The following is a 26,599-nucleotide window of genomic DNA, read 5'->3' as shown; positions in this document are numbered from 1 at the left end:
AGGGCGTTGCTGTGCGGAGACTATGCTGTTGCCGGCCGCCGGTGTCAGTAGTCGGGGTTACTTGGCGTCACCAGGCCGGTTTCATAGGCGTAGACCACGGCCTGGACGCGGTCGCGCAGGTGCAGTTTGGTGAGGATCCGCCGCACATGGGTCTTCACGGTGGCCTCGGACAGGAAATACCGGTGCGCGATTTCCGCGTTGGAGAGCCCCTCGGACATCGCTTCCAGCATCTCGGTTTCCCGGGGCGTGAGATCCTCCAGCAATGGATCGCGGGGGGCCGGGGCCGGCGGTGCCGCCGCCGGCCCGGCGCCCCGGACATAGGTTTCCAGGAGCCGCTGCGTGACCCGTGGCGCAACCACGGCGTCCCCGCTCGCCACAACCCGTACGGCCTGGACAAGGTCGGCCGGCGCCACATCCTTGAGGAGGAAGGCCGACGCACCGGCCTGGAGCCCGGCGAAGGCGTACTCGTCCAGGTCGAAGGTGGTCAGGATGATGATCCGGGCACGCGCCCCCGAACCGGTGATGGCGCGGGTGGCCTCGATCCCGTCAAGCGTGGGCATCCGGACATCCATCAGCACGACATCCGGATCGAGGTGGCCCACCTGGCGGACGGCGTCGGCCCCGTCGGAGGCCTCGCCCACCACCTCGAGGCCGTCCTCGCCCTCCAGGATGAGCCGGAAACCCATCCGCAGCAGCGGCTGGTCATCCGCCAGCAGGACCCGAAGCCGTCCGGACTCGTTCATTCGTTCCCCCAATTGCCGTTCTGCATGCTTCCGTCCGGGACGTTCCCGTTCAGTGCCAGCACCGCACGCACGCGCCAGCCGCCGCCGGCGGCCGGGCCTGCCTCCACCGTACCGCCGTAGATTCCGGCCCGCTCCTTCATCCCGTTGAGACCCTGCCCCGTGCCGAGCCGGCCGGCCGCGCCTGCGCCCGGGCCGGCCCCTGCGGGGGCGGGGGGATCAACGGTGCCCCGGCCGTCGTCGAGCACGTCAATGGTGACGGTGGAATCCTCCCGCACCACCAGCACTTCCACCCGGCTCAGCGCCCTGCCGTACCGCAGCACGTTGGTGAGCGATTCCTGCACGATCCTGTACACGGTCAGCTGGAAGGCCACGTCCTCCGGCAGCGCCGGCCCGGTGTGGGAGTAATGGACCGGAAGGCCTGCGGCCCGGAAGCCGTCCAGCAGCTTGCCAAGGCTGGCGCTGTCCGCCAAGGGTTCACGGGTCGCCTGGCCGGCGGCACCGTTATCCCGTGCGTCATCCCTGAGGACTCCAAGAACGCGGCGCATGTCCGCCAGGGCAGTGCGCCCCGTCCGGGACAGCTCGGCGAGGACTTCCCCGGCCCGTTCAGGGTCCTTCCGGACCACGACGGCGGCCCCATCGGAAAGCGCCACCATGACCGTCAGGGAGTGCGCCACGACGTCGTGCATCTCGCGGGCGATCCGGTTGCGTTCGGTGACAGAACCGAGGCGGGCGGCCTGTGCGGCCCAGGCCGCGATCTCCTGCTCGTGCTCCCGCCGCTGGCGCACGGAAATGCCGATTCCGGTGGCGATGACGTTGGAGAAGGCGATGCTGGTGCCGGCCGCAATGCTGGTCACGAGGCGGAACTCCTCGGGCGAGGAGGGAGTCCTCGGCAGTTCCCGTTCGAGCGGCCCCACCGCAGCCAGAAAGTACAGCAGCGCCAGCGGAGCGCTGGCCAGCGCCATCGTCGCCAGGGCGAAGCGCCGGGTGTGCACGGCGGCCACTGCATAGAGCGAGAACCACAGCCCGGCGGACACGTTGGATCCCCACGGGTGGAGCAGTGTCACGCCAACTTCGGCCGCCGCAATGAACGTAACGACGGCCATCGGGCGGTACCGCCGCAGGAAGAGGGAGAGCGCGACGGCGGCGAGCAGGGCGATGGCGCCCCACCGGCCCGCATGTGCGGCGTCGATGATGGTAGGCACCACCAGCAGCACGTAGCAGGCGACGACCACGGCATCCATGACCCGCGGACGCCGGTACAGGTAGCGCCGGAGCCGGCCCCGCCGTCGGGCTGCAAGCTCGGCGAAGGACGCGTCAGCCGGCGTGGCTGGCGCGTCCTTCGCGGAAACAGTGTCAATCATGCGTTTTGGTTTTACGGGCTGGCTTAGACGTCCCGTTTCTTCAGCAGGATCATGGCCAGGACCACCGGAACCGCCACCCAGGCGCCCAGCACCAGGGCCGCCTGCCAGGCCTCGAGCGTGTCCGGCACATGTTCGACGGCGGTCATCGGGCTGATCGTGTTTCCGGGGAGGTACTTGCGGGCCTCTTCGAAGAAGTCGCCCGGGATGAGCTGGAACGCGATCGGTGCCACGAAGAACAGGCCCACGAGTGCCATGATGCCGCCGGCGGAATTCCGCAGGAGCGTGCCGAGCGCCATCCCGATGGCGGCCACCGCGGCCACGTAGGCACTGGTGACGAGGAGCAGCTTGACCGACTGCGGGCTGGCGAGGTCGAGCTTGAGATTGAAGTTATCAAGGATAGGCACCGCCACCAGACCGGCGATGTAGGTGGACAGGGCAGTCAGCGCGAAGGAGCTGACCACAACCACCACGAGCTTGGCGATAAAGGCGGGAAGCCGCTTGGGCACTGCGGCGAACGTCGAGCGGGCCATGCCGGTGGTGAACTCCGAGCTCATGAGCAGGACGCCCAGTGAGCCCAGGATCAGCTGCGCAAAGGATGCCCCGGAGGTGGGGACCGTGACCGCGAGGTCGCCGCCCTGGGCCGCGATCTGTGCTGCTGCCCCGGGGTCGGAGCTGGCCCGGTCGGCGAACTGTCCCGTTCCCCAGGCGGACAGCGCGCCGAACCCGACCATCACGATGGCGGTCGAGGCGAGCAGGATCAGCGTGGACAGGAGTGTGCGGAACTTGATGAACTCCGAATTCAGGACACGGAAGAAACCCGGACCCGGTCCGGCGGACCCTGCGGCGTGGGTTCCGGTGCGGCGGGAGCCGGGGGCGGGCTGGGTGAAAGTCGGTGTGCTCATGGCGTCAGTTGCCTCCGGACTGGGCAGGAACCGGGGTTCCCGCGGTGATCAGCGAGTGGTATTCGACCTCATCCTTGGTCAGCTCCATGTAGGCCTCCTCGAGGCTCGCCTGGAGCGGTGTGAGTTCGTACACGAGGACCTGGTTGTCCAGGGCGGCGCGGGCGATCTGGCGGGGATCCAGGCCCGTAACCTCAAGAAGATCGTGGTCCTGCAGCTCCACGGAGACTCCTGTACCGGCGAGGACGTGCATGAGCCGGTCCGGCTGGTCCGAGCGCACCCGCGTCCGGCTCTGTCCCTTGCCCGTGATGATGTCCTTGATGGGTGCGTCGGCGATGATCTTGCCGCGGCCGATCACGATCAGGTGGTCGGCGGTCAGGGCCATCTCGCTCATGAGGTGGCTGGAGAGGAACACCGTGCGGCCCTCGGAGGCCAGGTACTTCACCAGGTTCCGCACCCAGACCACGCCTTCCGGATCGAGCCCGTTGACGGGTTCGTCCAGGATGATGGTCTGCGGATCGCCGAGGAGCGCGGCGGCGATGCCCAGCCGCTGGCCCATGCCCAGGGAGAAGCCCTTGACCTTTTTCCGGGCCACGTCCGCCAGGCCGGTCATCTCGATGACCTCATGCACCCGCTTCCGCGGGATGCTGTGGGTGGCGGCCATGGCCAGCAGGTGGTTGTACGCCGAGCGGCTCGTGTGGACCGCCTTGGCGTCCAGCAGGGCACCGATTTCGCGCAGCGGCGCCGTGTGCCGGGCGAACGGGACGCCGTTCACGGTCACCGTCCCCGCGGTCGGGGTGTCCAGGCCCATGATCATGCGCATGGTGGTTGACTTGCCGGCCCCGTTGGGTCCCAGGAATCCGGTGACCTGGCCGGCTTGGACGGTGAAACTGACGCCGCCGACGGCGGTTTTGTCGCCGTAGACCTTCGTCAGGCCTTCTGCCTCAATCATGGAAGCGTTCCTTTGCGTAGCTGCTGGGGTGCTGTCTGGTGTGCACGTTCCACGCTACCGACGCCGCCCGCCCGATTCGCCGGTCTCAGGGATGATTCAGGGGTGAATCAGGGTACCGCGCATCATCCGGTGGGATGAGCGGCCGGCCATCAGCTGTCTTCCGCCGGCGAGTAGTAGCGCAGGGCGGCGCGCTTCAGGGTGAATTCCACGGCCCGGACGCCCGGCATGGCCTCGCCGTCCACCGCCAGCACCATGGGGGCTGTGCCGCACTCCACGCGGACGCGGGTGGCTTCGGTGAGGTGGGTGATTTTGGAGGTTGCCACCGTTCCCGTCAGCACGGACCACAGCATTCGCAGCCGGGCGAAGGACTCGTCGGCGGTCATCATCCTGACGTCCAGCACTCCGTCGTCCAGCACCGGGCGGAAGAGCGGGGCGTGGTCCCTCGGATAGTATCGGCCGCGGCCCAGATACATGATCCACAGCCTGTGCCGGACGCCGTTGACGATCAGCGTGATCGGCTTCTCCACGGCGAAGGTGCGGAACATCGCCACGACGCCGGCCAGCGGTTTTCCCATGGCAGGCTGAAGATGTTCGCGCCGGCGCACCAGGTTTGGGTAGAGCCCGACGCTCGCGGTGTTGAGCATGATGAGCTCCACCCTTTCGGGGTCATCCGCGAGCCCGCGCTCGACGGCGACAGCCCCCACATCGGCCAGCGCTCCCCACCCGTTTTCCGCTGCCTTGACGGCTTCCACGAGGGAGGGCGTTCCGGCGTCACGGGCGAAGTGATTAAGGGTTCCACCGGCCAGGACCAGTAGGGGAAGATCATGGTCGACGGCGGCCGCCGCGGCGGTGCCCACCGTGCCGTCGCCGCCCCACACTCCGAGCGCGCGGATGCCCGGCACAGTGGCTGCCTCCTCCATCCGCTGGACGACATTGTCCTCGGGTGCCATGAGCGTTATATGAGCGAGAGGGAATACTCCCTGAAGGGCAGCCGCGGTCTCCTCCGTGAAGGAGCCGCCCAGCGTATTCACGGCGATGCTCAAGCCGTCACCCTGCGGGAGCTTGGGCACGTCCGCCCGCCGTCTGGAGGTGGCGGGCATGGGCGGACGGACAGGCCACCATTTCCTTGTCACCAGCGCGGCGCCGGCCCCGATCGCCGATCCGAAAAGCACGTCCGACGGCCAGTGCGCACCTGTATGCACCCTGGAGTATGCAACGCCCACCGCCACCGGAGCCACAACCGCCCCCAAGGCCGGCTGCACCAGCCCGGTGCCAAGGGCGAACGCCACGGCGGAGGCCGAGTGGCCCGAAGGCATGGACGAGCTCGTGGGCTGGGGATGGACGAAGCGGAACACCGGCAGGTGCTCCGGCAGAGGCCGGGCCCGGGGCAGCAGGGTCTTGAAAACGAGGTTGGTCACGGCCGACGCCACGCCCTGGGCCAGCAACCCGTGGACCGCCGCGCGCCTGGTGCGCCCCGGGATGGCGGCAGCCACGGCTGCGACGCCAAACCACAGCTTTCCCTTGTTGGCCGAGGCGGAGAGGCGCCGGAAAAAGGTGTCATGGTGACCGCCTGGAAACCCGGAGACGGCCCGCATCAGCGTGCGGTCCAGGGCGGCAACCCAGCCGGGTCCGCGGCGCAGCATTCGTCGCATTGCCCTACCCTACCGCCCGGTGCCGGAGCGGGCCCCGGTTCGGACTGTGTCGGGCGCGGATGCTTAGTGCAGGCGGGTCATTTCCTGACGGGAAGCGGTTTGGCGGCACCGGCGAGCACCAGGGCAACCACGATGGGCGCACCGATGGCCAGCAGTGCCATGTGGATTCCGGTCAGGTCCCCGAGGTAGCCGAGCAGCGGTGGACCGGCCAGGAAGGCGACGTATCCGATGGTGGACACCACCGACACCCGGGCCGCCGCGTGCCTCGGATCATCCGCCGCGGCGGACATTCCCATCGGAAAGGCGAGGGCCGCCCCCAGGCCCCACAGCGCGGCTCCCACGGCGGCCAGCCAGAGGTTTCCGGCGAACACGAACAGGGCCAGGCCGGCTGCGGCGGCCGCCATGCTCCCCCTCAGGACGGCCACCCGGCCGTACTTGTCGATGACGCCGCCGCCGAAGAACCGCATGGTGGTCATGGCCAGCACGAAGAGGGCGAAGAGCAAGGCTCCGGTTGCCTCGGAGGTTCCCAGGCCATCCACGGACGCCTTGGCGATCCAGTCGTTGCCTGCCCCTTCGGTCAGCGTGGCCCCCAGGACCACCACGCCGATCAGCAGGGTACGAAGGTCCCGCCAGGCCGAGGGTCCCCGCGCCGCCTTGGCTTCGCCGTCGGCGGTCTGTTCGGGTGCGGTGTGGGGGAGGAAATACCGGGGGACCACGAAGGTCAGGACGGCCACGGAGGCGGCGATGACCAGCAGGTGCTGCGGCAGGCCCACGCCGAGTCCCGAGAGGCCGGCCCCGATCAGTGCACCCAGGAAGGCGCCGCCGCTGAAAGCCGCGTGGAACTTGGGCATCACCGTCTTGCGGAGCCGGTGCTCGACGTCGGCCCCCTCAACGTTCTGGGAAACGTCGCACAGCCCGATGCCGATGCCGAAGAAGAAGAGCCCGACGGCGGTTCCGGGCACCGATTCGGCGAGCAGCGACGCGGCGATGCCCACACCCGCCAGGGCGGCCAGGAAGCCGCTGGCCCGGACCGTGTTGGCGGTGCCGATCCGGTTGATGACGTGCCCGGCGGTGGGAAGCGCGATCAGCGAGCCGACTGCGGTGCACAGCAGCAGCGTGCCCATCTGCCCTGACGATATCCCCAGTATCTCCGTAACGGCCGGAATGCGGGCCGCCCAGCTCGCAAAGACCAGGCCGTTGGCGCCGAAAATGATGAACGTGGCGATGGCGGCGGCAGAGACCTGCCGGTCGGCGAGCTGCTGGGTTGAGGTCATTCGACAACTCTAGCCAGTGCAGGTGCCCGCCGGTTGCCCGCGCCGAACCCAAGCGCCGTTGAGCCCGGTCAGCGGGCGCGCTCAACCCGCTTCTCGTCCCAGACGGGCTCGGCGGACTCGTACACCTTGCCGTCGGAGCCGAAGACCAGGAAGCGGTCGAAGGTCCGGGAAAACCAGCGGTCGTGCGTGACGGCCAGGACTGTGCCCTCGAAGTGGTCGATCGCCCGCTCCAGCGCCTCGGCCGAGTGGAGGTCGAGGTTGTCAGTGGGCTCGTCGAGCAGGAGCAGGGTGGCCCCGGAGAGCTGCAGCAGCAGGATCTGGAACCGGGCCTGCTGGCCACCGGACAGCGACTCGTACTTCTGTTCCGACTGGCCGGCCAGCCCGTAGCCGTCGAGTGCACCGGCAGCGGCCTCGCGGCCAAGGCCGGAACGGTGCTCGTCACCGCGGTGCAGGATGTCCAGCAGTGTCCGGTTCATAAGGTCGGGCCGGACGTGAGTCTGGGCAAAGAATCCGGGCCGGATGCGGGCGCCGAGTTTCACGGTGCCTTCGTGGGGCACTTCGGCGATTTCGACGTCGGACACGGGAAGGTGTTCGCGCTCCGGATCGGTGCCGCCGGTGGCGAGCAGCCGCAGGAAGTGCGACTTGCCGGAGCCGTTCGAGCCCAGCACGCCCACCCGGTCCCCGAACCAGATCTCGGTAGAGAAGGCCTTCATCAGGCCGGTGAGCTCCAGCTTTTCGGCCACGATGGCGCGCTTGGCGGTGCGCCCGCCCTTGAGCCGCATCTGGACGTTCTGCTCAATCGGCAGCGCTTCCGGCGGCCCGGCCTCGAGGAACTTGGCCAGCCGGGTCTGGGCTGCGTGGTAGCGGTTGGCCATGTCGGAGCGGAAGGCAGCCTTGTTCTTGTACATGTTGACGAGTTCCTTGAGCTTGGCATGCTCCTCGTCCCAGCGCTTGCGGAGCTCCTCGAAGCGCGCGTTCCGGTCCGCCCGTGCCTCGACGTAGGAGCCGAAGCCGCCGCCGTGGATCCATGCCCCGGCGCCGTTGATGCCCGGCTCGAGGGTGACGATGCGGCCGGCGGCATTGTTCAGCAGCTCACGGTCGTGGCTGATGAAGAGGACTGTTTTCTTCGATTCGTTGAGCCTGTCCTCAAGCCAGCGCTTGCCCGGAACGTCAAGGTAGTTGTCCGGCTCGTCGAGGAGCAGCAGTTCGTCGGGACCGGCAAAAAGCGCCTCCAGCACCAGCCGCTTCTGCTCGCCGCCGGAAAGGGTTGACGCGCGGCGGTGCTGGGCGCGGTCGAACGGCAGTCCCAGCGCGGCCATGCAGACCTCGTCCCAGACAGTCTCGACGTCGTACCCGCCGGCGTCTCCCCAGTCGACGATCGCCTGGGCGTAGCGCATCTGGCTTGGCTCGTCGTCGTGCTCCAGCATGGCGAGCTCCGCCTCGTCCACGGCGCGCGCAGCATCCGCCAATGCAGGAGGTGCCGCGGACACCAGGAGGTCGCGGACCGTGGAGTCGTCGCGGACCTGGCCCACGAACTGGCGCATGATGCCCATGTTGCCGGAGCGTCCGATCACGCCTTCGTCTGGCGTGATGTCGCCGGCGATGATGCGGAACAGCGTGGTTTTGCCCGTTCCGTTGGGTCCGATGAGCGCCGTTTTGGTGCCGTCCGGGACCTTGAAGGTCACCCCGTTGAGCAGCTGGGTGCCGTCGGAGAGGAAGTAGTCGATGCCGGAAACGTCAATATGGGCCACCGGGTAATTCTCCCACGCCCCGCACTCTGGAGTTTTTGTACAGATAATGGCCCCAAATGGGCCCCAAAGTCGCGATACGTGTACAAAAACTCCAGCGTGGGGGAGGAAGCGTGAGGTCAGCCGGCGGCGGTCAGGAACTTCTTCAGGAGCGGGCCCGAGGTGGTGGCGCCGAGCCCGCCGTCCTCGACGAACACGGCCACTGCCAGGTCGCCGTGCACGGCAATGATCCAGGCGTGCGTCTTGGGCGGATTGGCGTTGCCGAACTCTGCGGTTCCGGTCTTGGCGCCCACGGGTTCACCCGGGACCTCGGCCAGGAATCCCGCGTGGCCGGATGTGACCACTGCGCGCATCATATCCGAGAGGGACGCGGCCTCCGCTTTGGTGACCGGGGTCTGGGCGGCTTTCGCGGGGGCTTCGGCTGTGACGGTCGACGACGGTGCGGAACCTTCCGCCGTCGGCACCGGGCCGGCCGACGGCGCCGCGGGAGCGCTCTCCTGCACCAGGACCGGGGACACGGGTGCGCCCTTCGCCACCGAGCCTGCCATGACCGCGGCCGCCAGCGGGGACAAGAGCACCCTGCCCTGGCCGATCATGGAAGCGGCATGCTCGGTGCCTTCGGCTTCGCCGGGAACGGAGCCAAGGAACGCCTCGGCTCCCAGCTTCGGGGCCTCCACTGCCACCCCGAGGGACGTGGCAGCCGATTCCAGCTGGGCCTGCGTCACCTTGTCACGGGCGGCGATGAAGGCGGTGTTGCAGGAGTGGGCGAAGGCATCACGCAGGGTCACGGATCCGAGGGAGTCCTTGGGGTAGCCCTCGGCGTTCTTGAATTTCCTGCCGTCCACGGTGAGCGTGGGCGTGCATTCGACCGTGGAGTCGGGTGTGAAGCCGTTGCGGATCATGGCGAGTGAGTCCACCACCTTGAAAGTGGACCCCGGTGCGTACTGGCCGAGCATCGCCGTGTTGTAGCCGTTGCTTCCGGGCCCGGACGCGGCAGCGAGCACGGCTCCCGTGGACGGCCGGAGGGCCACGATGGCCGCCGCCGGCTTGATGTCCGCAAGGGTGTCCTCGGCGAGCTGCTGCAGCTTCGTGTCCAGGGTGGTCTGCAGCGGCTTGCCGGGAACTGCCTGAACCTCGAAGACTGTGCGCCGCGGGTCGGTCGGTGCGGACTGGATCTCTTCCCGGGTCAGGTCCGCACGCTGCACGCGGACCACGGTGCCGGCCGTGCCGCGGAGCTGGGCGTCGTACTGCTGCTGGAGCCCGCCCGTGCCGATGACGTCCCCGGCGGACAGGGTGCCTTTGGACTTCTCAATCTGCTCTGCGCTGGCCTCGCCCACCGTGCCCAGGACGGGCCGGGCGAAGTTCCGCGTCGGTGCCAGCGGCAGTTCGTCAGGGATGGCCCTGCCGCCCGGGATGGCCTCGATCTCGGCGTCGGTCACGGTGCGGTCGCTGGTGTTGCGCAGAGTGATGGCGGGGACAAACGCTTCCGCGCCGGAGGCCTCCACCTGCTGCACGTAGGCCGCGGGATCCACGCCCACCAGCTTCGCGAGCTTCGTCGCGGAATCTGCGGCGTCGGCACCGCCCAGCTGGGGCTTGTCGATGCCCACGTTGACCACCGGGCGCAAGGTAACAAGCTTCTGGTTGCCGGCACCGAGGATGTCGGCCCGGGGTGGCGACTGTATGGACTTACTGAGGACCTCCCCCTCCGCCAGGTTCGGCACCAGCATCCCGGGCGACCAGACGGTAAGCCATTTATCGCCGGATTTCCGGAGGTCGGCCGAGACGGTGTACTTCCACTCGCCGGTGGAAATCTTCCAGCTGTAGTTCAGCGGGAACCGGGCGGTGTCGCCGTCGAGCGTCAGCTCTCCCGCCTCCACCGTCGGCTTGGCCGGCGTCAGTGCCTTGAAGACCTGGTTGAGCTGGTCGTTGGCCACCGTCGAATCGCGCCCGTCGAAGGCGACGGGACGGAGGTCCAGGCCGGCAACGGCGGAGGCCAGCTGCTTGGCTGCCGTTTCCGCGCCGCCGCGGCCGTCGTCGCAGGCTACTAGTGAACCGCTGAGTATGAGACCGGCAAGGACAAGTGAAAGTTTTTTAGTGTTCCCCACCGCGTTATTATCCCCCGGCCGCTGCCCGGCGCGGGTCAAGAAACGCGCCACGAAACGGTCACGGACACGATGGGCCCAGGGATCCCTTCGCGCTGGTGAAAGTATCCGCGCTAGAGCCCGAGTGCCGGGACCCCGAGCCCGAATATGTCCTTCAAAGCATATGTCGCTGCACGGAACCCGGGCATGCCGGTGACGCCGGGACCGGGCGGCGTCGAGGAGGAACACAGGTAAACGCCGCGTGCGGGCGTTCGCCAGGGCACGGGAGAGACGACCGGCCGCTGCACCAGTCCCCGGGGATCAAGGAGGCCGGCGCTGAAGTCGCCGCCGACGTAGTTCTCGTTGTAGGCGGCCAGCTCTGCCGCCGTCGTGACCTTGTGCTGCACAACGAGGTCACGGAATCCGGGCGCGAAACGTTCCAGCTGGTCCATGACGGCCTGGCCCATGTCCACCGTGGACCCCGCCGGCACATGGCAGTAGGACCAGAGGATGTGCCTGCCCTTCGGCGCCCGGCCCGGATCGACCACGGACGGCTGCGAAACCAGGACGTAGGGCCGCTCCGGGTGCCGGCCCTGGGACACGGCACGCTCCGCCTCCGCCATCTCCTTCCGTGTGCCGCCAACGTGCACCGTTCCGGCGTCTGCCAGTCCCGCGGCGCTCCACGGCACGGGCCCGGACAGGATGAAGTCCACTTTGCAGGCGCCGTTGCCGAACCGGAAGGACTCCAGTTCACGGCGGTAGGAATCGGGCAGGCGGCTGCCGGCGATGCGGGCAAGGGCAGGAGGCGCCACGTCCAGCAGCACGGCCCTCGCCGGTTCCAGCTCGGCCAGCGACGTGACGCGGAAACCCGTCTGCAGCACGCCGCCGCGGGCTTCGATGTCCTTAGCCATCGCATCGGCGATCGCGGACGAGCCGCCCACCGGAATGGGCCAGCCGCCGCTGTGCGCCAAAGCGTTCAGCAGGAGGCCTGCTCCCGCCCCGGACAGTGAGGGCAGGCGCCCCACGACGTGGGCCGCAACACCGCTGACCAGTGCGGGTGCCCTGTCCTCCCGGAAGCGCCAGTTCCACATCGGCGAACCCTGCTCAAGGGTCCGCAGTCCCAGAAGGGCAGCGGCCAGCGGATCGCCGGGAACCCGCAGCAGCTGGTCGGACGTGGTTTGGACGACGCCATCGACATGCCGCACCAGGGGAGCGAGGAGCCTGCGGTAGGCACGGCCGTCCCTGCCCAGCTCATCGGCGGTCCGGTCGAGTGAACGGTAGGCCAGGGCCGAACGGCCACCGTCCAGCGGGGACCCGAACTGAACCGGCGGAAGCTTCAGGTCCACCCGTCGGGGAAGTTCGAACGCCTTAAAAAAGGGCGAGGCAAGTGCCATGGGGTGCACGGCCGAGCAGACGTCATGCCAGTGCCCTTTCTCGATGACCTCAGAGGTCCGGGATCCCCCGCCGAGCTGGTCCGCGGCCTCATACACGTGGACCTTCAGGCCCGCCCGCGCCATGACGACGGCGGCAGCGAGTCCGTTGGGGCCGGAACCAACGACGGCGACGTCAGGCATCGCGGGCGACCGTCCGCCAGGGGACCAGGGACGCGGAGGGGCGGAAAAGATCGATCCGCAGCCTGTCAGGTGCGTGGTTGAAGGGGCCGCCGTGGGGGTCGTCCATCGCATGCCGCCGGATGGGGTCGAAGCGGGGGTCCCAGATGTCCCACGCAACCCGCACCATGAGATATGCAGTTGCGAGCATATGTGCGGCGATGGCCAGCACGTAGTACGGCATGTCGATGTTGTGCTGTGAGACGCCACCGCTGGTCACTTGGCCAAGATACATCCAGATGGCTGCCCAGTGCAGCCCCTCAATGCCCTGCCAGATCAGGAAGTCGCGCCATCTGGGCCGGGCAAGGGCCAGCAGCGGCACGAGCCACAGGACAAACTGGGGCGAGTAGACCTTGTTGGTGAGGATGAAGGCAGCCACGATCAGGAAGGTCAGCTGCGCAATCCGCGGCCGCTGCGGGGCAGTCAAAGCCAGGACCGCAATGAGGACGCAAGCGAGCAGGAACACGTTCAGGGCCAGCGTGTTGATGGCCTCCGGCGTGAGGAGCGTCCAGTGCACCCGCCCCGCCACCAGGTTGTAGGCAAACCACGGCGAGCTGTAGCCGGCGGGGCGGTCCTGCGTGAACTCGAAGAAGTACTTCCAACCGACCGGGTCCCGGGCGGCAATGGGGAGGTTCACGGCCAGCCACGCCAGGACTGCCGACGCAGCAGGAACAACGAAGGACCGGATCTTGCCGGTACGGACGGCCAGCAGGAAGATGGCGCCGAAAACCAGGACGGGGTAGAGCTTGGTGGCGGTCCCCAAACCAATCAGGATGCCGGCCAGCACCAGCCGCTCGCGGGAGAGGAAGTACATGCCGAGGGCCAGCATGGCCACCGCCCACATGTCCCAGTTGATCACGCCCGAGAAGACGATCCCGGGCGCCAGGGCCACCATGGCAGCGTCCCAGGGCCGCCGCCGGGTCATGCGGGCCGTGGCCAGCACGGTGACAATCCACACGGCGGCGATCAGGGTGGCATTGACATCGAAGTAGCCGAGGATCCGGGCATCCGTGACCCCCTCGCCAGGCACCAGCCGTGCCGTTACGCCGGCAATCAGGCCCATCAGGACCGGATACTCGAAAAGGGCGCCCGGCGTGAGAAACGGAAAGGCCCCGTCGCCGAGGCCCCTGTTCCGGAACAGCTCAGGGAAGTCCGAATAGCAGGTCGAGTAGAACTGTGACGGCGTCTCCCAGCCGTTCACCCGGCAGTAGTCCTTGATGGCGACGGCGGCCAAGGCAGCGAGCACGGTCAGGATGATCAGTACGCGCTCCACCGTGAAGAAGCCGGGCGCGACAACGCCCGGGGCTGACCGCTGGCCCAGAGGCCCGCCGATAAGCTCGGTGAAGTTCCGCAGGAGCCTGTCGCTGCGGCTCGGCACCACCAGGCGCACGAGCTTTCGATCGGGCGGCGGCTGTGTCTCCTGCATGGTCTCGAGCTTACCGGTGGGTCCAGCGCCGTTCAGCGCAGGCTGCTGACCTGCTGATGCATGAGTACGTAGACGTCCTCCCGTTTCTGATCGAGCAGCTGACCGTCGAACTGTGGCTGCTGGCTCATTGCAGGTGTACGGCCGGATTCAAGGTCGGCATCGCTGGATCCGCGGCCGGAGAAAACTTCCTGGAGTTTACGGAGCATGAAAATTCACCTCCTTTCAGAAAATAATGAAGAGAATTTGGGCATGCCTATTAGCGCCATTCGAGCGTGCAAATAAATGGCTGCGAAAAGGGCAAAGAAATACCCGGCAAGGAAATGGAACCCGCAAAAGCGGTAATTGGCCCACGGTACGGCAGTGCGGCAGCCCCAACAGGAAGCAGGGTTCCGAATTATGGGGGAGCTGCGCAACCGGGTGGTCGCTGCGTCGGGCGTCAGACCGCCGGGGCCAGAGCTTCTAAATCAGAGTGTCTGAGAAAGAGGCAGAACCGTCTGCCGATGTCCTGCGAGGCCTCCCGCTAGATGCGGGGCCGGCAGGAGAATCAGGCTCGGGCGAGTCCGTGAAGAGGGCGCAGTTCAGCAGCGAAGGCCGGAAACGCGGTGATGGTCATCTTCCATCCGCTAGTCAAAGTAATCATTTTCCCAACCTCCTTTTCTGCTCTGCCGGTGCCGGCTGACTGGCCGGACAACGTGCGCCGTGACCCCGGCAGATCGCTCTGGGGTCAGGAATAAAAGTACACCAGGAATGACGGTGCTGACTACATATTCCCAGAATAATTCTGAAAATAAATTGAAAAAGATCCTTTTACAGGCCCCAGCGGAGAATCACAGGTGTCCTTTTGTCCCAGCCGAGGGTGCAGACTTTGGCTGTTCCAAGAAGGAAATGGCGCCCCTCAGCAGGGTCGAGTTCGAGCCAGCGGGCGGTGAGGATGCGGGAAAAGTGCCCGTGGGCCACGATCAGGACGTTGTCCAGCCCGGACTCCAGGACCCGGGCAATGATCTTGTCTGCCCGCGCAGCCACATCCTCCAGCTTCTCGCCGTTGGGAACGCCGTGCGTCCAGATGAGGTAGTCGGGGTTGTCCTTGCGGATCAGGTCGGAGCTGATGCCCTCGTAGTCGCCGTAGTCCCATTCCACGGCCAGAGGCTCGTGGACGGCGTCGGGGAAACCAGCGAGTTCCGCGGTCCGGCGGGCACGGCGCAGCGGGGAGGTCAGGACCAGGTCGAAGTCGACGGTGTCCAGGATCCTGCGCGCCTCCACCGCCTGCTGTTCGCCCTCCACCGTCAGGGGCAGGTCCGTCAGCCCGGTGTACTGGCCGCTCTTGGACCATTCGGTTTCACCGTGCCGCAGGATCCAGAGCTGGGGGCGGGCGATGTTGGCGGCGTTCACTTGGACTCCTCAGTTAGGGAAGATTCGACGTCGGCGGGAGAGGCTGGAGCAGCCGGAGATACGGCAGAGTCAGGAGAAGGAGCGGCGGACTCGGGCTGCTCGGCCCACCAGGCCCGAAGCCGGGACTCCGCATCGGCCAGCTCGAGCGGGCCGTTTTCCATCCGTTCCTCCAGCAGGAACTTGTAGGCCCTGCCCACGACGGGTCCGGGCTTGAGGTCCAGCACCGCCATGATCTGTGCGCCGTTCAGGTCGGGCCGGACCGCGTCCAAGGATTCCTGCTCGCGCAGGGCCCCGATCCTGGCTTCGAGGTCGTCGTAGGCGAACGACAGCCGGTCGGCCTTGCGCTGGTTCCGCGTGGTGACGTCGGAGCGGGTCAGGCGGTGCAGGCGCTCCAGCAGGGGACCGGCGTCGGTGACGTAGCGCCGCACGGCTGAATCGGTCCAGCCGGCATCCCCGTAGCCGTAGAAGCGCATGTGGAGCTCCACGAGCCGGGCAACGGCCTTGATGGTGTCGTTGTCGAAGCGCAGCGTCTTCATCCGCTTGGTGGTCAGCTTGGCTCCGACCATGTCGTGGTGGCGGAAGCTGACCGCGCCGCCCGGTTCGAACCGGCGCGTAGCCGGCTTCCCGACGTCGTGCATCAGTGCCGCAAACCGCAGCACAAAATCCGGGCCGGGAACGGCGCCGTCGGAATCAGTCTCCAGGGCGGCCGCCTGCTCCAGGACCTGCAGGGAGTGCTGGTAGACGTCCTTGTGGCGGTGGTGCTCGTCCGATTCCAGCCGGAGCGCGGACACCTCGGGCAGCACGAACTCGGCGAGGCCGGTGTCCACGAGCAGGTCGATGCCCACCCGCGGGTGCCGCCCGCTGACGAGCTTGACCAGCTCGTCGCGGACGCGTTCGGCCGAGATGATGCTGATGCGCTCCGCCATCCGGGTCATGGCAACGCGGACGTCATCCCGGACAGCCACACCCAGCTGGGACGCGAACCTGGCCGCCCGCATCATCCGCAGCGGATCATCGGAGAAAGAAGCTTCGGGGGCACCGGGGGTGGCCAGCACGGAGGCGTGGAGGTCGCGGACTCCGCCGAAGGGGTCCACCAGTTCCATCGAGGGCAGCCGCAGGGCCATGGCGTTGATGGTGAAGTCGCGGCGCAGCAGGTCGTCCGTGAGGGAGGACCCGAAGGCCACCACGGGCTTCCGGGATTCGGGGTCGTAGGCTTCGGCGCGGTAGGTGGTGATTTCGATCTGGAAGCCGGCCTTGCGCATGCCGATCGTTCCGAAGGCGCGGCCGATCTCCCAGAAGTTGTCCGCCCACTTCTTGATCAGCGCCACGGTCTGGTCCGGCGTCGCGTCCGTCGTGAAATCGAGATCGGGGGAAGTGCGGCCCAGGAAGAGGTCCCGGACCGGTCCGCCGACGAGCGACAGCTCATGACCGGCATCCACGAACCGCTGCCCGAGCTCCAGGACCACCGGGTCCACCTGGAAGTCGACGGTGTGAAGATCAGTCTTTTGATGTGCGTGCGCCATAGTTACTTAAGCTTGTCAGAAAACCAAGCTCCACCGCACCAAATCCCGTCATTGTGCGACGGCTCCGGTCAGGCCCGTCACATGCAGTCCACCTGCAAGCCATGTCCCGGTCATCACGGCGGGGCAAGAGTCGTTAGAGTGGACTGCATGGCCCATCCAGTACCGAGCGCTCCCGGCAGGAGGACGAACCCACCGTTGCCGTCGGCAATCGGTGCCCACGTCGCGCCTGCACCGCACTCGGCCCCGGCCTCCCTCCCCACGGTGGAGGAGGTTTCCGCCGGTGGCGTGGTGGTGGACACGTCCGACGACGAACTGAGGGTAGCGATTATTGCCCGCCTTAATAGGGGCGGACGGCTGGAGTGGTGCCTGCCCAAGGGGCACCCGGAGGGCCGGGAGAACAACGAGGAAGCCGCGGTCCGTGAGATCGCCGAGGAGACTGGCATCGACGGTGACATCCTGGCCCCGCTGGGCAGCATCGATTACTGGTTCACCGTGAGCGGACACCGCGTGCACAAAACCGTGCACCACTACCTGCTGCGGGCCACCGGCGGTGAACTCACCATCGAAAACGATCCTGACAAGGAAGCGGTTGATGTTGCCTGGGTTCCCATCCACGAGCTTGCCCGCAAGCTTTCGTTTCCCAATGAACGCCGCATCGCCGACCTGGCACGCGAAGTCCTTCCCGAGCACCTCTGACCGTCCGGCAATGCCTGCCTGGTGCCCCCATGCGTGCCGCAATATCGGCACCCGGGTGAGACGATGAAGACGATGTCAGCAGTCAATCCGTCCTCCGACCAGCCCTCACAGCCGGGCGAAACATCGCCCGGTGTGACGCCTGCCAGCGAGGCCGCCTCAAGTGCCGCCCAGCCCGGCGAGGCCCGTTCCAGCGCCATCATGGCTGCAGGGACACTCGTCTCCCGTGTGCTCGGGTTCGGCAAGACCTGGATGCTGGGCGCGGCGCTGGGCCTGGGCTCGACTGTCAATGACACATTCATCAACGCCAACAACCTGCCCAACCTGATCTTCCTGCTGGTGGCCGGCGGTGTCTTCAATGCCGTGCTGGTGCCGCAGATCATCAAGGCCAGCAAGGCACCGGACAGGGGAGCGGACTACATCAGCAGGCTGCTCACGCTGGCAGTCCTGGTGCTCCTGTCCCTGACCCTGCTGGTCACCCTGTTCGCGCCGGCGGTCATCGAACTCACCACGCAGGGCTACTCGCCGCAGCAGAAGGCCCTGGCGGTGGCCTTCGCCTTCTGGTGTTTGCCGCAGATTTTCTTCTATGGCCTGTACGCGCTGCTGACCCAGGTCCTCAATGCCAACGGGGCTTTCGGCCCGGCCATGTGGGCACCCATCCTGAACAACATCGTGGCCATCGCAGGCCTCGGCATGTTCATCTGGATCTTCGGCGCCAACAACGTCAACGCGCATTCGCTGGATAACTGGGGGGCAACCCAGACCTTCTTCGTCGCCGGGTTCTCCACCATCGGCGTCGTCTCCCAGACCGCCATCCTCCTGATCCCCGTCTTCCGGCTGAAGCTGGGACTCCGCCCGCGCTTTGGCTGGCGCGGTGTGGGCCTCGGCCATGCCGCCAGACTGAGCGTATGGACGCTCCTGACGGCCGCCGTCGGCCAACTCGCGTTCCTGTACGTCATGCGCATCGCCACCATCCCCGGCGCCGAACGGCTTCGGCTGAAGGAGGCAGGAGACGCCGCCGGTGACATGCTTCCGGGTAACGCGGTCCTGGAAGTGGCGAGCCAGCTGTACCTGCTGCCGCACTCCATCATTGCGCTCTCCCTGGCCACGGTGCTGTTCAACCGGATGACCCGGGCCTCGCAGGACGGGAACCGCGCGGAGCTCCGCGAGGCCCTGTCCCACGGCCTGCGGACCATGGCGGTGGCCACGGTGTTCGGAGCCCTGGCTCTGTTCGCCCTGGCCGGGCCGCTGGGCATGTTCTTCTCCGGCGGTGCCCGCACGGACGGCGTGATGCTGGCGCAGACCCTCACCATCCTGGCGCTCAGCACCCCGTTCATGAGCGCCAACTTCATGATGTCGCGGGTCTTCTACGCCAACGAGGACGCCCGCACGCCGTTCTACATCCAGCTGGTGCTGGCCCTGGTGAACGTGGTTGCCGCGTTCTTCATCCAGTTCCTGCCGTTCGACCACATCATTTTCGCCATCGCCGTCCTTTACACCGGCGGAAACATCCTCTCGGTGATCGTCTCGGCCATCTTCCTGCGCCGCCTGCTGGGGCACCTGGACGGTCCCCGGATCATCAATTCCTACATCCGCATGGGGTACGCCGCGCTCGGCTCGGCAGTTGCCGGTGTGGGGGCGCTGTGGTTCATGGGCAGCTACAGCCCGGTCGGCTTCGCCTGGAGCAGCCGGCCAGCCGCTTTGGTGACCATCGTCGTCGTCGGCCCCGTGATGCTGGCTGCGTACCTGCTGCTGCTGAAGCTGTTCAAGGTCACCGAGCTGCGCGACCTGCTGCGGCCCTTGCTGGGCCGGCTGGGCCGCGGTTCCGGTGCTGTTCCCTCTGCGGCAGCGAAGGCCGGGCCTCCGGCTGCCGCTTCCGCCGGCACCGCTCTTCGGGGGCGTCCGACGCCGGAACGCGCCACAGTCTCTTCCGATACCGGCCTGATTCCGCGGATATCCGGCGAGTTTGATTCCGCCTCCTTCCGTGCCGGGCCTGCGCCCCAGCCGGAGGAGTACGACGGCGTCACTTACCTTCCGGAGGAGGACGTCCCCGGGACGGCACGTAGGAATTCCCTCCGGGGGGAGATCCCGCTTCCCGGCCGCCGGACCTACCAGGGAACCCCCGGCCAGAACCCGCATTTCCCGTCGCGGCGGAGAAGGAAAAAGTAGTCCGCACGGGAGTCGGCCAGCCCCGTCTTCCGCGGCCGTTGCACAGCATCGGCTAGGATCGAGGGGAACAAGGGTAGTTGCAGACCAAGGGTCCGCCGGCGCGCCGGAGGCCACCCTGGCGATGCAGTCGCCAGGGCCAGAAGCAATTCCCGGACAGGCTAGGAGGAACACGTGTCCCACCCGATCGATGTCGGATCAGTACTTGGCGGCCGCTACAAGGTCACGGCCACAGTGCTGAGCTCACATGACCAGGATCTGGTGCTGGACGGTGTGGACCAGGTGCTGAACCGCCCGGTCAGCATCCTGGTGGCAGGCCCGCACAACGCCGACCAGGTGGCCCAGAGCGCCCGCGAAGTGGCCACGGGGGAGCGCCCGGGGAACGTGCAGATCCTTGACCTCGGAGTCAGCGATGCCACAACCTACCTGATCACCAACCACACTTCCGCCGCGGACCTGCTGGACCTTGTGGTTGCCTCCAACCCGCCCTACGTGGAGCCGTTCTTCACGGACACCCTGGGCAGCGAGATCTTCGGCCAGGCCCGCTCCCACGAACCCGAGACCTACGACGAAGACGACGAGGTCGAAGCCGGTTACATCAACTACGGCGAAGGCCAGTCCGGGCACAGCGGGCAGTATCCTGCCACTGCACCAAGCCCCGCCGCCGGCTCGGCAGGTCCGCTGGGTCGCGGGCAGCAGGCTCCTGCACAGCAGGCACCCACAGCTCCGGTGCGGAAGGCCCCCGTCGTCCCGCCGCTTCCGGCCGCCCGTCCCGCGGCTGCGGCCGCCGGTGCGGCTTCCGCCGGTGCCGCTGCTGGTGCTGCCGCTTCCCGCAACAACAGGCAGGACGTCCCGGAGACCACCGCACCGCAGCCGATCCAGGCGGATAACGGCCACGAGCAGACAGGTGGCCACGCAACCGTCCAGCACGACAACGTTGAGCAGGCACTCCTGCAGCGCGACGCCAACCGTTCCGGAAACGGCGCACGCGGTGCTGCCGCCGCAGGTGCCGCCACCGGAGCTGTCAGTGCAGCTGCCGCCGCCGGAGCCTCCGGGGACGGCCACAACTCGTCCAAGGTGTCGCTGTGGTCCGAGAACGACTACGACTACGCCCCCGAAGACGCGTACGACGACGACGACAGCGAGACGCACGAGCAAGACCGGCGTGCAGGCAACTTCCCTTCCGTTCCCCGCACCGGCGCCGCTCCCGCTGCCGACTATTACGACGACGAAGACGACGAGCCGCAGAAGGAGCCCCGTTCCATGCGGTGGCTTGTTGGTGGCCTCCTCGCCGCTGTCCTGATCGTCGGACTCATCTTTGCCGTGACCAACCTCGGCAGCCTCTTCAAGAGTGCCCCACAATCGGAAGCGACCCCCGGAGCCAGCGCACCGCCGTCGGCCGCCACCCAACCGAGCAGCGGAACGCCCACCAAGAGCACCGCTCCGGCCGCAGGGCCGCCGGCCATTGAAGGGATCACCCGTCAGGGCAACTTTGATTTCGCGTCGACGTACGACGGCGACCTCGGCAAGGCGTTTGACGGAAACGCGGCGAGCTACTGGTCAGACATGGAGTTTGCCACCGACGACTGGGGCGGCCTTGCACCCGAGGGTGTCCCGCTGGTTGTGAAGCTCAAGAACCCGTCACAGGTCTCCTCGATCACCCTGAACCAGTTGGGTGCCTCTGGCGGAAGCATCACGGTCTACACCAACGACCGGCCCTCACTGGACGGGGCGAAGCAGGTGGGTACCAACAGCTTCACGTCGCCTGACCTCACCATGCCGCTGGCCGAACCGGTGACCGCCCAGTACGTCATCATCTCGATCAAGAACCTGCCCAAGCTCGCCGCTCCGAAGACGCGCTTTGGGTATGGCCTGCGGCTGGCGGAGATCAAGGTCCAGTAATCAAGGTCCAGTAGGGGCCGCTGCCGTCCGGATGTCACTTTCCTCGGGGCCGTAACCGGCATGCCCCTGGGCTGCCGGAGGCGGTACCCTTGTGGAAAGTCCCGTGGCGGTGGGTCCGTGCAGGCACGGGCGTTTTTGCCTGCCTCCAAACACGTTTGGAATATTCCACACTGCCAATCAGTTGTGCCATGTGGCCGGCCGGAAGGCTGGCGCATCGACAAAGGAAGAGGTTCACCGTTCAGTGAGCACCGCAGAAAACAGCGCGTCAGAAGTACGTGATGTCATCATCGTCGGCTCCGGCCCCGCTGGCTACACGGCCGCCGTATACACGGCCCGCGCCAACCTGAAGCCCCTGCTTCTGGCTGGCTCCGTCACTGCGGGCGGTGAGCTCATGAACACCACGGATGTCGAGAACTACCCGGGCTTCCCGGAAGGCATCATGGGCCCGGACCTGATGGAGAACTTCGAAAAGCAGGCTGCCCGCTTCGGCACCGAGATCCAGTTCGAGGACGTCACCGCCCTGGACCTCGAGGGCGACATCAAGACTGTCACGATCGCGACGGGGGAGACCTTCCGCGCGCGCGCCATCATTCTGTCCACCGGCTCCGCGTACCGCGAGCTCGGCCTGGCCAACGAAAAGCGGCTTTCCGGCCACGGTGTCAGCTGGTGTGCAACCTGCGACGGTTTCTTCTTCAAGGACCAGGACATTGCAGTAATCGGTGGCGGCGACTCGGCCATGGAGGAAGCACTCTTCCTGACCAAGTTCGCCAAGTCCGTCACCGTGGTGCACCGCCGCGACACGCTGAAGGCTTCCAAGATCATGGGTGACCGCGCACAGGCCCACGAGAAGATCAACTTCGTGTGGAACAGCGCCGTCGAGGACGTTCTCGGCGGAGACAGGGTCACCGGCCTGAAGCTCAAGAACCTGGTCGACGGCACCGAGTCGGAGCTGGCAGTGACCGGAGTTTTCGTGGCCATCGGTAACGATCCCCGCACCGAGCTCGTCAAGGACAGCCTTGAGATCACGGACGCCGGCACCATCGCAGTCGAGGGCCGCAGCTCCCGCACCAGCATCAAGGGTGTGTTCGCGGCCGGCGACGTCGTGGACCCCACCTACCGCCAGGCGATTACTGCATCCGGCTCCGGTTGTGTCGCCGCGATCGACGTCGAGCACTACCTCGCAGACCTTCACGCCTGACCGGCGCTGAAATCCATTCGAAGAGAAAGACAAGGGTTATGAGCAACGCAAAAGATGTAACTGACGCAAGTTTCAGCACTGACGTCCTCGCCGCCGACAAGCCGGTAATTGTTGATTTCTGGGCCGAATGGTGCGGTCCGTGCCGGAAGCTGGGACCCATCCTGGACGAGATCTCGGTGGAGTACGGCGAGAAGGTCAACGTCGTCAAGGTGAATGTTGATGACAACCCTGCCATCGCAGCAGAGTACGGCATCACCTCCATCCCTGCCGTCTACCTGTTCCAGGGCGGCGAAGTCAAGAGCACGGTCATCGGCGCCAAGCCCAAGCAGTTCTTCGAGAAGGAATTCGCGGACGTTCTGTCCTAGGTGCACCGAGTCTGAAGGGGAAACCTGACGGGCGCCGCCTGCAGCAGATCCACGAAGGTGGTCATCACTCCCAGGGGAGTGGTGGCCACCTTTTCGCATTCGCCCTTCCGGGGCGGGCAGCCCGCCACTTCGCTCGGCCTTGGATGTGACTGCAAAACACTCGTATCGGTTACATACACGGGGCATTCTTGCCCAGCGGACTTCAGACGCCGGCTGGCTGCGCCACGTGCCCTGTGGGTCATCGCAGTCGCGGGGCGTGAACGTTTCCGCAGATGAACGTGCCCGGAAAACCACTCATCCTGCGGCTTCCCGGGTAATGACGATGGCGCGGTCCAGCGTCTGTGGATGTTTCACGTGAAACTGCGGCCGCCATTGGTCTGCATCAGGGGCCTCGCCCCTAGACTGCACTTTTCGCGCCGTGATGTTCACACTAGCGGACGGTTGCAGGTCTTCTTGCGCGGCTAGGTATCGCGATACTTGGACCAGCCTGCATCGGTACACATCGCGAGGTCCCGCTCTCCATTCTCGGCATCCCTCACGCAGGGAAAGGGGGTTAGGGTCATTCAGCGATACCTCCCAGGAACGGATCGCGGCAAGGGGCTCCCGATAAATACTGCACCCCGTGCTGGCAGCGGTTTCACGTGAAACACGACTCGCGCTAAGTTGCTCGGCCGTGGCCCGAACGGCAGCCAGGTTCAGGGAACGTGCGGATCCGATTGCACTGCAGACGGTACTTGTGTTTACTCACGACGCGAATGCTGCCGTTCGGCGCAGACCCACTTCAATGAATCGATCACCCCACCCGTAAAGCAACTGAATCCGAATAGTGCGCCCCGTTTCCGCCAAGATCGGCCGGATAACCGCAACTGCAGGACAGCCGGTTCTGGTCCGGTACCAGATCCATCGAAAGCTTGCACTCCATAGAGAGCCCAAGTGCCTGGGGAACGCACCCAATGGCCTCAGTTGCTGAAGCCAGCGCCCGCTCAGCCCCCTGTTGAACGTACGCGGCCCAAGTACCTGTATGGACGCGGAAAATGACTAGCCACTCAGTCATAGCGGGCCAACCCATCCCGAAATTCTCTCATCGCATTCCACGACGGGCAGCATCTATCGAATATGGGGCGCCGAAGCCCAGATGCTGCTGATCGACGAATGGAAGGATACCCACACACAAGAGCCTGCAGGCGCCCAGCAACACGCCAAGACCGGCAGGACAGGACAGGACAGGCCGAGAATGCCGCCATGAAAATCAAGACGATCCCACTGTCCTGAAGATCCAGTCGCGCACCCTCCCAGCGATCATGCCCATGCAGCGCCTGCCCACACGACTAAACGGCCTAGCGGAGAAGACATCTGGCATACGCCGTGTGCTTCGGCATGCGGGCGACCGGGGGTTCTTACGTATCAGAAGGGGGAGAAATCCTCGGATGTTTGTTGGCGCGACTTCCCGGGAACATTATCTGAGGGATCAGCGTCTTTGCTACCGATGGGAACGCTGCCTGTCACGGGCCCACTCTGGGGCGGCCCATAGTCGCGCGTTTGTCCTCTGAGGACGTACTAGCGGGCTGGATTCCCCTTTTGTATCACCCGAGTGAGGCGACGTTTACCCGCGGCCAGGATACGGTCGTTCAGCCAACGGCCAGCGCTTTCGCATTCACCTTATTCGGCAGCCGACGTCACTAACCGGCCGACATTGCTGCCTAGCGGCTATGTTTCACGTGAAACAGCCCTGCGGATGCATCGGAAGGCGCAGTCGCGCTGCCTCAGCGTGGCGGAATCATGTTTCACGTGAAACGGCTCGCCGTCCGCGCCCACGCGGCAGCGGTCGTAGGACAATTCACTTCGCCGCCACTCGCGACTACGCTGCTGCGATCCGTACGCCCCAGTGAAAGGATCCAGCAGCGTCCTGGATCCAGGCAAGTCTGGGCGGTACGGAGGTTGGTCGCCGCCACTATCGGCATCCAAGTGCCGCCGCGCGTTCAAGGAAGAACGCCCTAGCGCCCCGCGCCAGGCTCGCCCGTTACCACGAGACCAACGTGCCAAATCTAGGGGACAGTATCTTGCCTCTGCTGCGCACAGGGGTTCCACGTCCAGCAGCGCACCGCCCTGCGCGCCGGTCCTTGGACGGTCACCAAGTCGCATTTCCCCACGGATGGCTACAGCCCAAGGGATCCCACGCCGCCGCTCCGCCGTTCACGGAGTCCCGGGCGGCAGGCGGCGTGTTTCACGTGAAACCGAAAGGTCCGACGCGATGAGTACATGCGATGCATCAACGACACCGAGTTGCTAAGCATCCTTTCAATGTCCCGGCACAGTAGCGAATGGCAATGCGCTCGTCCCGTCATAAGCAGGCGCAATAAGCTCAGTAATCTTAATATCTGCTGCACTGAGGTGCTCGCGGAATCACTGAAAGAACAGGACGCGAGGACGCGCCAAGACTTGGTGTCGTTACCGCCTGTGCACGAAGACTGACAGCACCTTGTCGCGATCCGGCGGAACTACACCGCTCGGCGGCCACACTCCTGCCGATACTCTGCCCGCGCCTACCCCTGGAGTCAATCTCCACGAAGACCCTCATTTCGATCCCTCGATCGTCGAGGGCCGGATAGGCCAGGTTCCGGTGCAGTGAAATAACCCAGATGAAGAGGACAGTAAATTCACATCAGGCCAGCGCCACCAGCTCATCAGACATACCGACATGATGGCGACAGGCAGCGTCAGCGTCCCAGGATTTCGGCTGGTCGACAAGTTGGCGGGTGTTGCTGAGGGCGGCTCTACTGGGCCTCTTTGATGTAGCCACCATAAATAGCAGCGGTCCATTCATCCACTACCCCTCGACTTGGCACTGATCTAAGCAGCGCACTGCATAGTGTCGCCAGGAGACAACCGGATGGTGGCCTCTCAACAACGCGGCGGTCGAGACCGAAAATGGAGGCCACATGACAGCTAGTGCCTGCCTCGAACGGCCCGCACGAAGTGCCAGGCTCACACGAAACACAAGGAGCGGTGCGAGTCTCGAATCAGAGTACTCCACGATGTGATGGTGATGGTGTACAGCCCATGCAGCAGCTGCAACGTGTTAGGTGCTGCACCGCACCCGTAGATAAGTCCGGCCAGCCTGCGTATTCGAAGCTTCCCAACTGCCCTCGCCATCAGGGCCACCTATGAACCCGGGTGCTGCACATCAAAACGGCAGCGGCCGCAGAAGCGGTGCAGGTGAATTGGGGACTCGGAAGACGGCCCAAAGTATCCTTCCTCCTTCATCAAGGCGACAAGCCATTTCTGCACACCGGTATGCCGGCACGGGGGTTTGTACCGCCAGTCGGACTAAACGATGGTGCTTCGCCGTCCGCTAGCCGCGTTCGGTTCGCATCCCGGGCAGTGCATTTCACGACCCCTGGAACGAGCGCATCTCACCAAGGGGTGGTGTTCATGCGACGTTTTGCTGGGACAAGACATGACATTATTCACAGTGTTATCCACAGTCGAATCCACAGGGTTATCCACCGGGTTATCCACAGCTGAAACTCGAGCGGTCCAGGCCTGTGACACTTCTCTCGGCTCGAGACCTTTGTGGCGCCGGCTGCAGAATCAAGACACCCAGCCTCGCCGCCGAG

18 protein-coding genes are annotated in these 26,599 nt (G+C 66.0%); 5 read left to right on the top strand and 13 right to left on the bottom strand.

Annotated features, from left to right (window positions below):
- Positions 1–44: 44 nt before the first annotated feature.
- From ACFRAH_RS09395 to ACFRAH_RS09335, 13 genes are all read right to left on the bottom strand, one after another.
- Positions 45–743, bottom strand: coding sequence for a response regulator (locus ACFRAH_RS09395; RefSeq protein WP_377990625.1), 699 nt, complete (start codon positions 741–743; stop codon positions 45–47).
- Complete coding sequence (locus tag ACFRAH_RS09390; RefSeq protein ID WP_377990624.1) at positions 740–2,104, bottom strand: sensor histidine kinase; 1,365 nt, start codon at positions 2,102–2,104, stop codon at positions 740–742. Before ACFRAH_RS09390 ends, ACFRAH_RS09395 begins: the two co-directional genes overlap by 4 nt.
- Positions 2,105–2,127: 23 nt before the next feature.
- Positions 2,128–3,006: an ABC transporter permease gene (locus ACFRAH_RS09385; RefSeq protein WP_377990623.1), complete on the bottom strand. Its 879-nt coding sequence runs from the start codon at positions 3,004–3,006 to the stop codon at positions 2,128–2,130.
- A 4-nt stretch (positions 3,007–3,010) separates the two neighbouring features.
- The gene (locus tag ACFRAH_RS09380; protein ID WP_377990622.1) at positions 3,011–3,955 is read right to left on the bottom strand and encodes an ABC transporter ATP-binding protein; all 945 of its coding nucleotides are present in this window, start codon (positions 3,953–3,955) and stop codon (positions 3,011–3,013) included.
- Positions 3,956–4,104: 149 nt separating this feature from the next.
- Positions 4,105–5,607 carry a bifunctional phosphatase PAP2/diacylglycerol kinase family protein gene (locus ACFRAH_RS09375; RefSeq protein WP_377990621.1) on the bottom strand — a complete coding sequence of 501 codons (1,503 nt, stop codon included), beginning with the start codon at positions 5,605–5,607 and terminating at the stop codon, positions 4,105–4,107.
- Between the two features lie 77 nt (positions 5,608–5,684).
- Entirely contained in the window at positions 5,685–6,881 is a 1,197-nt protein-coding gene (locus ACFRAH_RS09370) for an MFS transporter (protein ID WP_377990620.1), read from the bottom strand.
- Between the two features lie 68 nt (positions 6,882–6,949).
- Positions 6,950–8,632, bottom strand: a complete 1,683-nt coding sequence (locus ACFRAH_RS09365) for an ABC-F family ATP-binding cassette domain-containing protein (protein WP_377990619.1) — start codon at positions 8,630–8,632, stop codon at positions 6,950–6,952.
- 116 nt (positions 8,633–8,748) lie between these two features.
- Positions 8,749–10,734, bottom strand: coding sequence for a penicillin-binding transpeptidase domain-containing protein (locus ACFRAH_RS09360; RefSeq protein ID WP_377990618.1), 1,986 nt, complete (start codon positions 10,732–10,734; stop codon positions 8,749–8,751).
- A 110-nt stretch (positions 10,735–10,844) separates the two neighbouring features.
- Positions 10,845–12,284, bottom strand: a complete 1,440-nt coding sequence (locus tag ACFRAH_RS09355; RefSeq protein WP_377990617.1) for a phytoene desaturase family protein — start codon at positions 12,282–12,284, stop codon at positions 10,845–10,847.
- Positions 12,277–13,746: a glycosyltransferase family 87 protein gene (locus ACFRAH_RS09350; RefSeq protein ID WP_377990616.1), complete on the bottom strand. Its 1,470-nt coding sequence runs from the start codon at positions 13,744–13,746 to the stop codon at positions 12,277–12,279. Before ACFRAH_RS09350 ends, ACFRAH_RS09355 begins: the two co-directional genes overlap by 8 nt.
- A gap of 32 nt (positions 13,747–13,778) precedes the next feature.
- Positions 13,779–13,952: a hypothetical protein gene (locus ACFRAH_RS09345; RefSeq protein ID WP_377990615.1), complete on the bottom strand. Its 174-nt coding sequence runs from the start codon at positions 13,950–13,952 to the stop codon at positions 13,779–13,781.
- 601 nt (positions 13,953–14,553) lie between these two features.
- Positions 14,554–15,135 carry a histidine phosphatase family protein gene (locus ACFRAH_RS09340; RefSeq protein ID WP_377990614.1) on the bottom strand — a complete coding sequence of 194 codons (582 nt, stop codon included), beginning with the start codon at positions 15,133–15,135 and terminating at the stop codon, positions 14,554–14,556.
- The gene (locus tag ACFRAH_RS09335) at positions 15,132–16,658 is read right to left on the bottom strand and encodes a CCA tRNA nucleotidyltransferase (protein ID WP_377990613.1); all 1,527 of its coding nucleotides are present in this window, start codon (positions 16,656–16,658) and stop codon (positions 15,132–15,134) included. The genes ACFRAH_RS09340 and ACFRAH_RS09335 overlap by 4 nt, the downstream gene beginning before the upstream one ends.
- Positions 16,659–16,853: 195 nt before the next feature.
- Between ACFRAH_RS09335 and ACFRAH_RS09330 the strand changes: the two genes are divergently transcribed.
- The 5 genes from ACFRAH_RS09330 to trxA all read left to right on the top strand — a co-directional run bounded on the left by ACFRAH_RS09330 (position 16,854) and on the right by trxA (position 22,982).
- Positions 16,854–17,354: an NUDIX hydrolase gene (locus ACFRAH_RS09330; RefSeq protein ID WP_003800186.1), complete on the top strand. Its 501-nt coding sequence runs from the start codon at positions 16,854–16,856 to the stop codon at positions 17,352–17,354.
- A 72-nt stretch (positions 17,355–17,426) separates the two neighbouring features.
- On the top strand, positions 17,427–19,520 hold the full coding sequence (gene murJ, locus ACFRAH_RS09325; RefSeq protein ID WP_377990612.1) for a murein biosynthesis integral membrane protein MurJ: 2,094 nt from the start codon (positions 17,427–17,429) through the stop codon (positions 19,518–19,520).
- 171 nt (positions 19,521–19,691) lie between these two features.
- On the top strand, positions 19,692–21,419 hold the full coding sequence (locus tag ACFRAH_RS09320; protein ID WP_377990611.1) for an ABC transporter substrate-binding protein: 1,728 nt from the start codon (positions 19,692–19,694) through the stop codon (positions 21,417–21,419).
- Between the two features lie 241 nt (positions 21,420–21,660).
- Entirely contained in the window at positions 21,661–22,617 is a 957-nt protein-coding gene (gene trxB, locus ACFRAH_RS09315; RefSeq protein WP_377990610.1) for a thioredoxin-disulfide reductase, read from the top strand.
- 38 nt (positions 22,618–22,655) lie between these two features.
- Positions 22,656–22,982: a thioredoxin gene (gene trxA / locus ACFRAH_RS09310; RefSeq protein ID WP_003800194.1), complete on the top strand. Its 327-nt coding sequence runs from the start codon at positions 22,656–22,658 to the stop codon at positions 22,980–22,982.
- The last annotated feature ends 3,617 nt before the right edge of the window (positions 22,983–26,599 follow it).

Origin of the sequence: Arthrobacter sp. NPDC056727 (assembly GCF_042790555.1) — a bacterium.
In the GTDB taxonomy this organism is placed as follows: Bacteria; Actinomycetota; Actinomycetes; order Actinomycetales; family Micrococcaceae; genus Arthrobacter.
This window is presented reverse-complemented; position numbering and strand designations above follow the sequence as displayed.

What these genes read in the sequence shown, in the direction of transcription:
- trxA (WP_003800194.1), top strand. Translation starts at nt 22,656, where the DNA reads ATGAGCAACGCAAAAGATGTAACTGACGCAAGTTTCAGCACTGACGTC.
- ACFRAH_RS09370 (WP_377990620.1), bottom strand. Translation starts at nt 6,881, where the DNA reads ATGACCTCAACCCAGCAGCTCGCCGACCGGCAGGTCTCTGCCGCCGCC.
- ACFRAH_RS09390 (WP_377990624.1), bottom strand. Translation starts at nt 2,104, where the DNA reads ATGATTGACACTGTTTCCGCGAAGGACGCGCCAGCCACGCCGGCTGAC.
- ACFRAH_RS09385 (WP_377990623.1), bottom strand. Translation starts at nt 3,006, where the DNA reads ATGAGCACACCGACTTTCACCCAGCCCGCCCCCGGCTCCCGCCGCACC.
- ACFRAH_RS09395 (WP_377990625.1), bottom strand. Translation starts at nt 743, where the DNA reads ATGAACGAGTCCGGACGGCTTCGGGTCCTGCTGGCGGATGACCAGCCG.
- ACFRAH_RS09345 (WP_377990615.1), bottom strand. Translation starts at nt 13,952, where the DNA reads ATGCTCCGTAAACTCCAGGAAGTTTTCTCCGGCCGCGGATCCAGCGAT.
- ACFRAH_RS09355 (WP_377990617.1), bottom strand. Translation starts at nt 12,284, where the DNA reads ATGCCTGACGTCGCCGTCGTTGGTTCCGGCCCCAACGGACTCGCTGCC.
- ACFRAH_RS09350 (WP_377990616.1), bottom strand. Translation starts at nt 13,746, where the DNA reads ATGCAGGAGACACAGCCGCCGCCCGATCGAAAGCTCGTGCGCCTGGTG.
- ACFRAH_RS09375 (WP_377990621.1), bottom strand. Translation starts at nt 5,607, where the DNA reads ATGCGACGAATGCTGCGCCGCGGACCCGGCTGGGTTGCCGCCCTGGAC.
- murJ (WP_377990612.1), top strand. Translation starts at nt 17,427, where the DNA reads ATGTCAGCAGTCAATCCGTCCTCCGACCAGCCCTCACAGCCGGGCGAA.
- ACFRAH_RS09335 (WP_377990613.1), bottom strand. Translation starts at nt 16,658, where the DNA reads ATGGCGCACGCACATCAAAAGACTGATCTTCACACCGTCGACTTCCAG.
- ACFRAH_RS09380 (WP_377990622.1), bottom strand. Translation starts at nt 3,955, where the DNA reads ATGATTGAGGCAGAAGGCCTGACGAAGGTCTACGGCGACAAAACCGCC.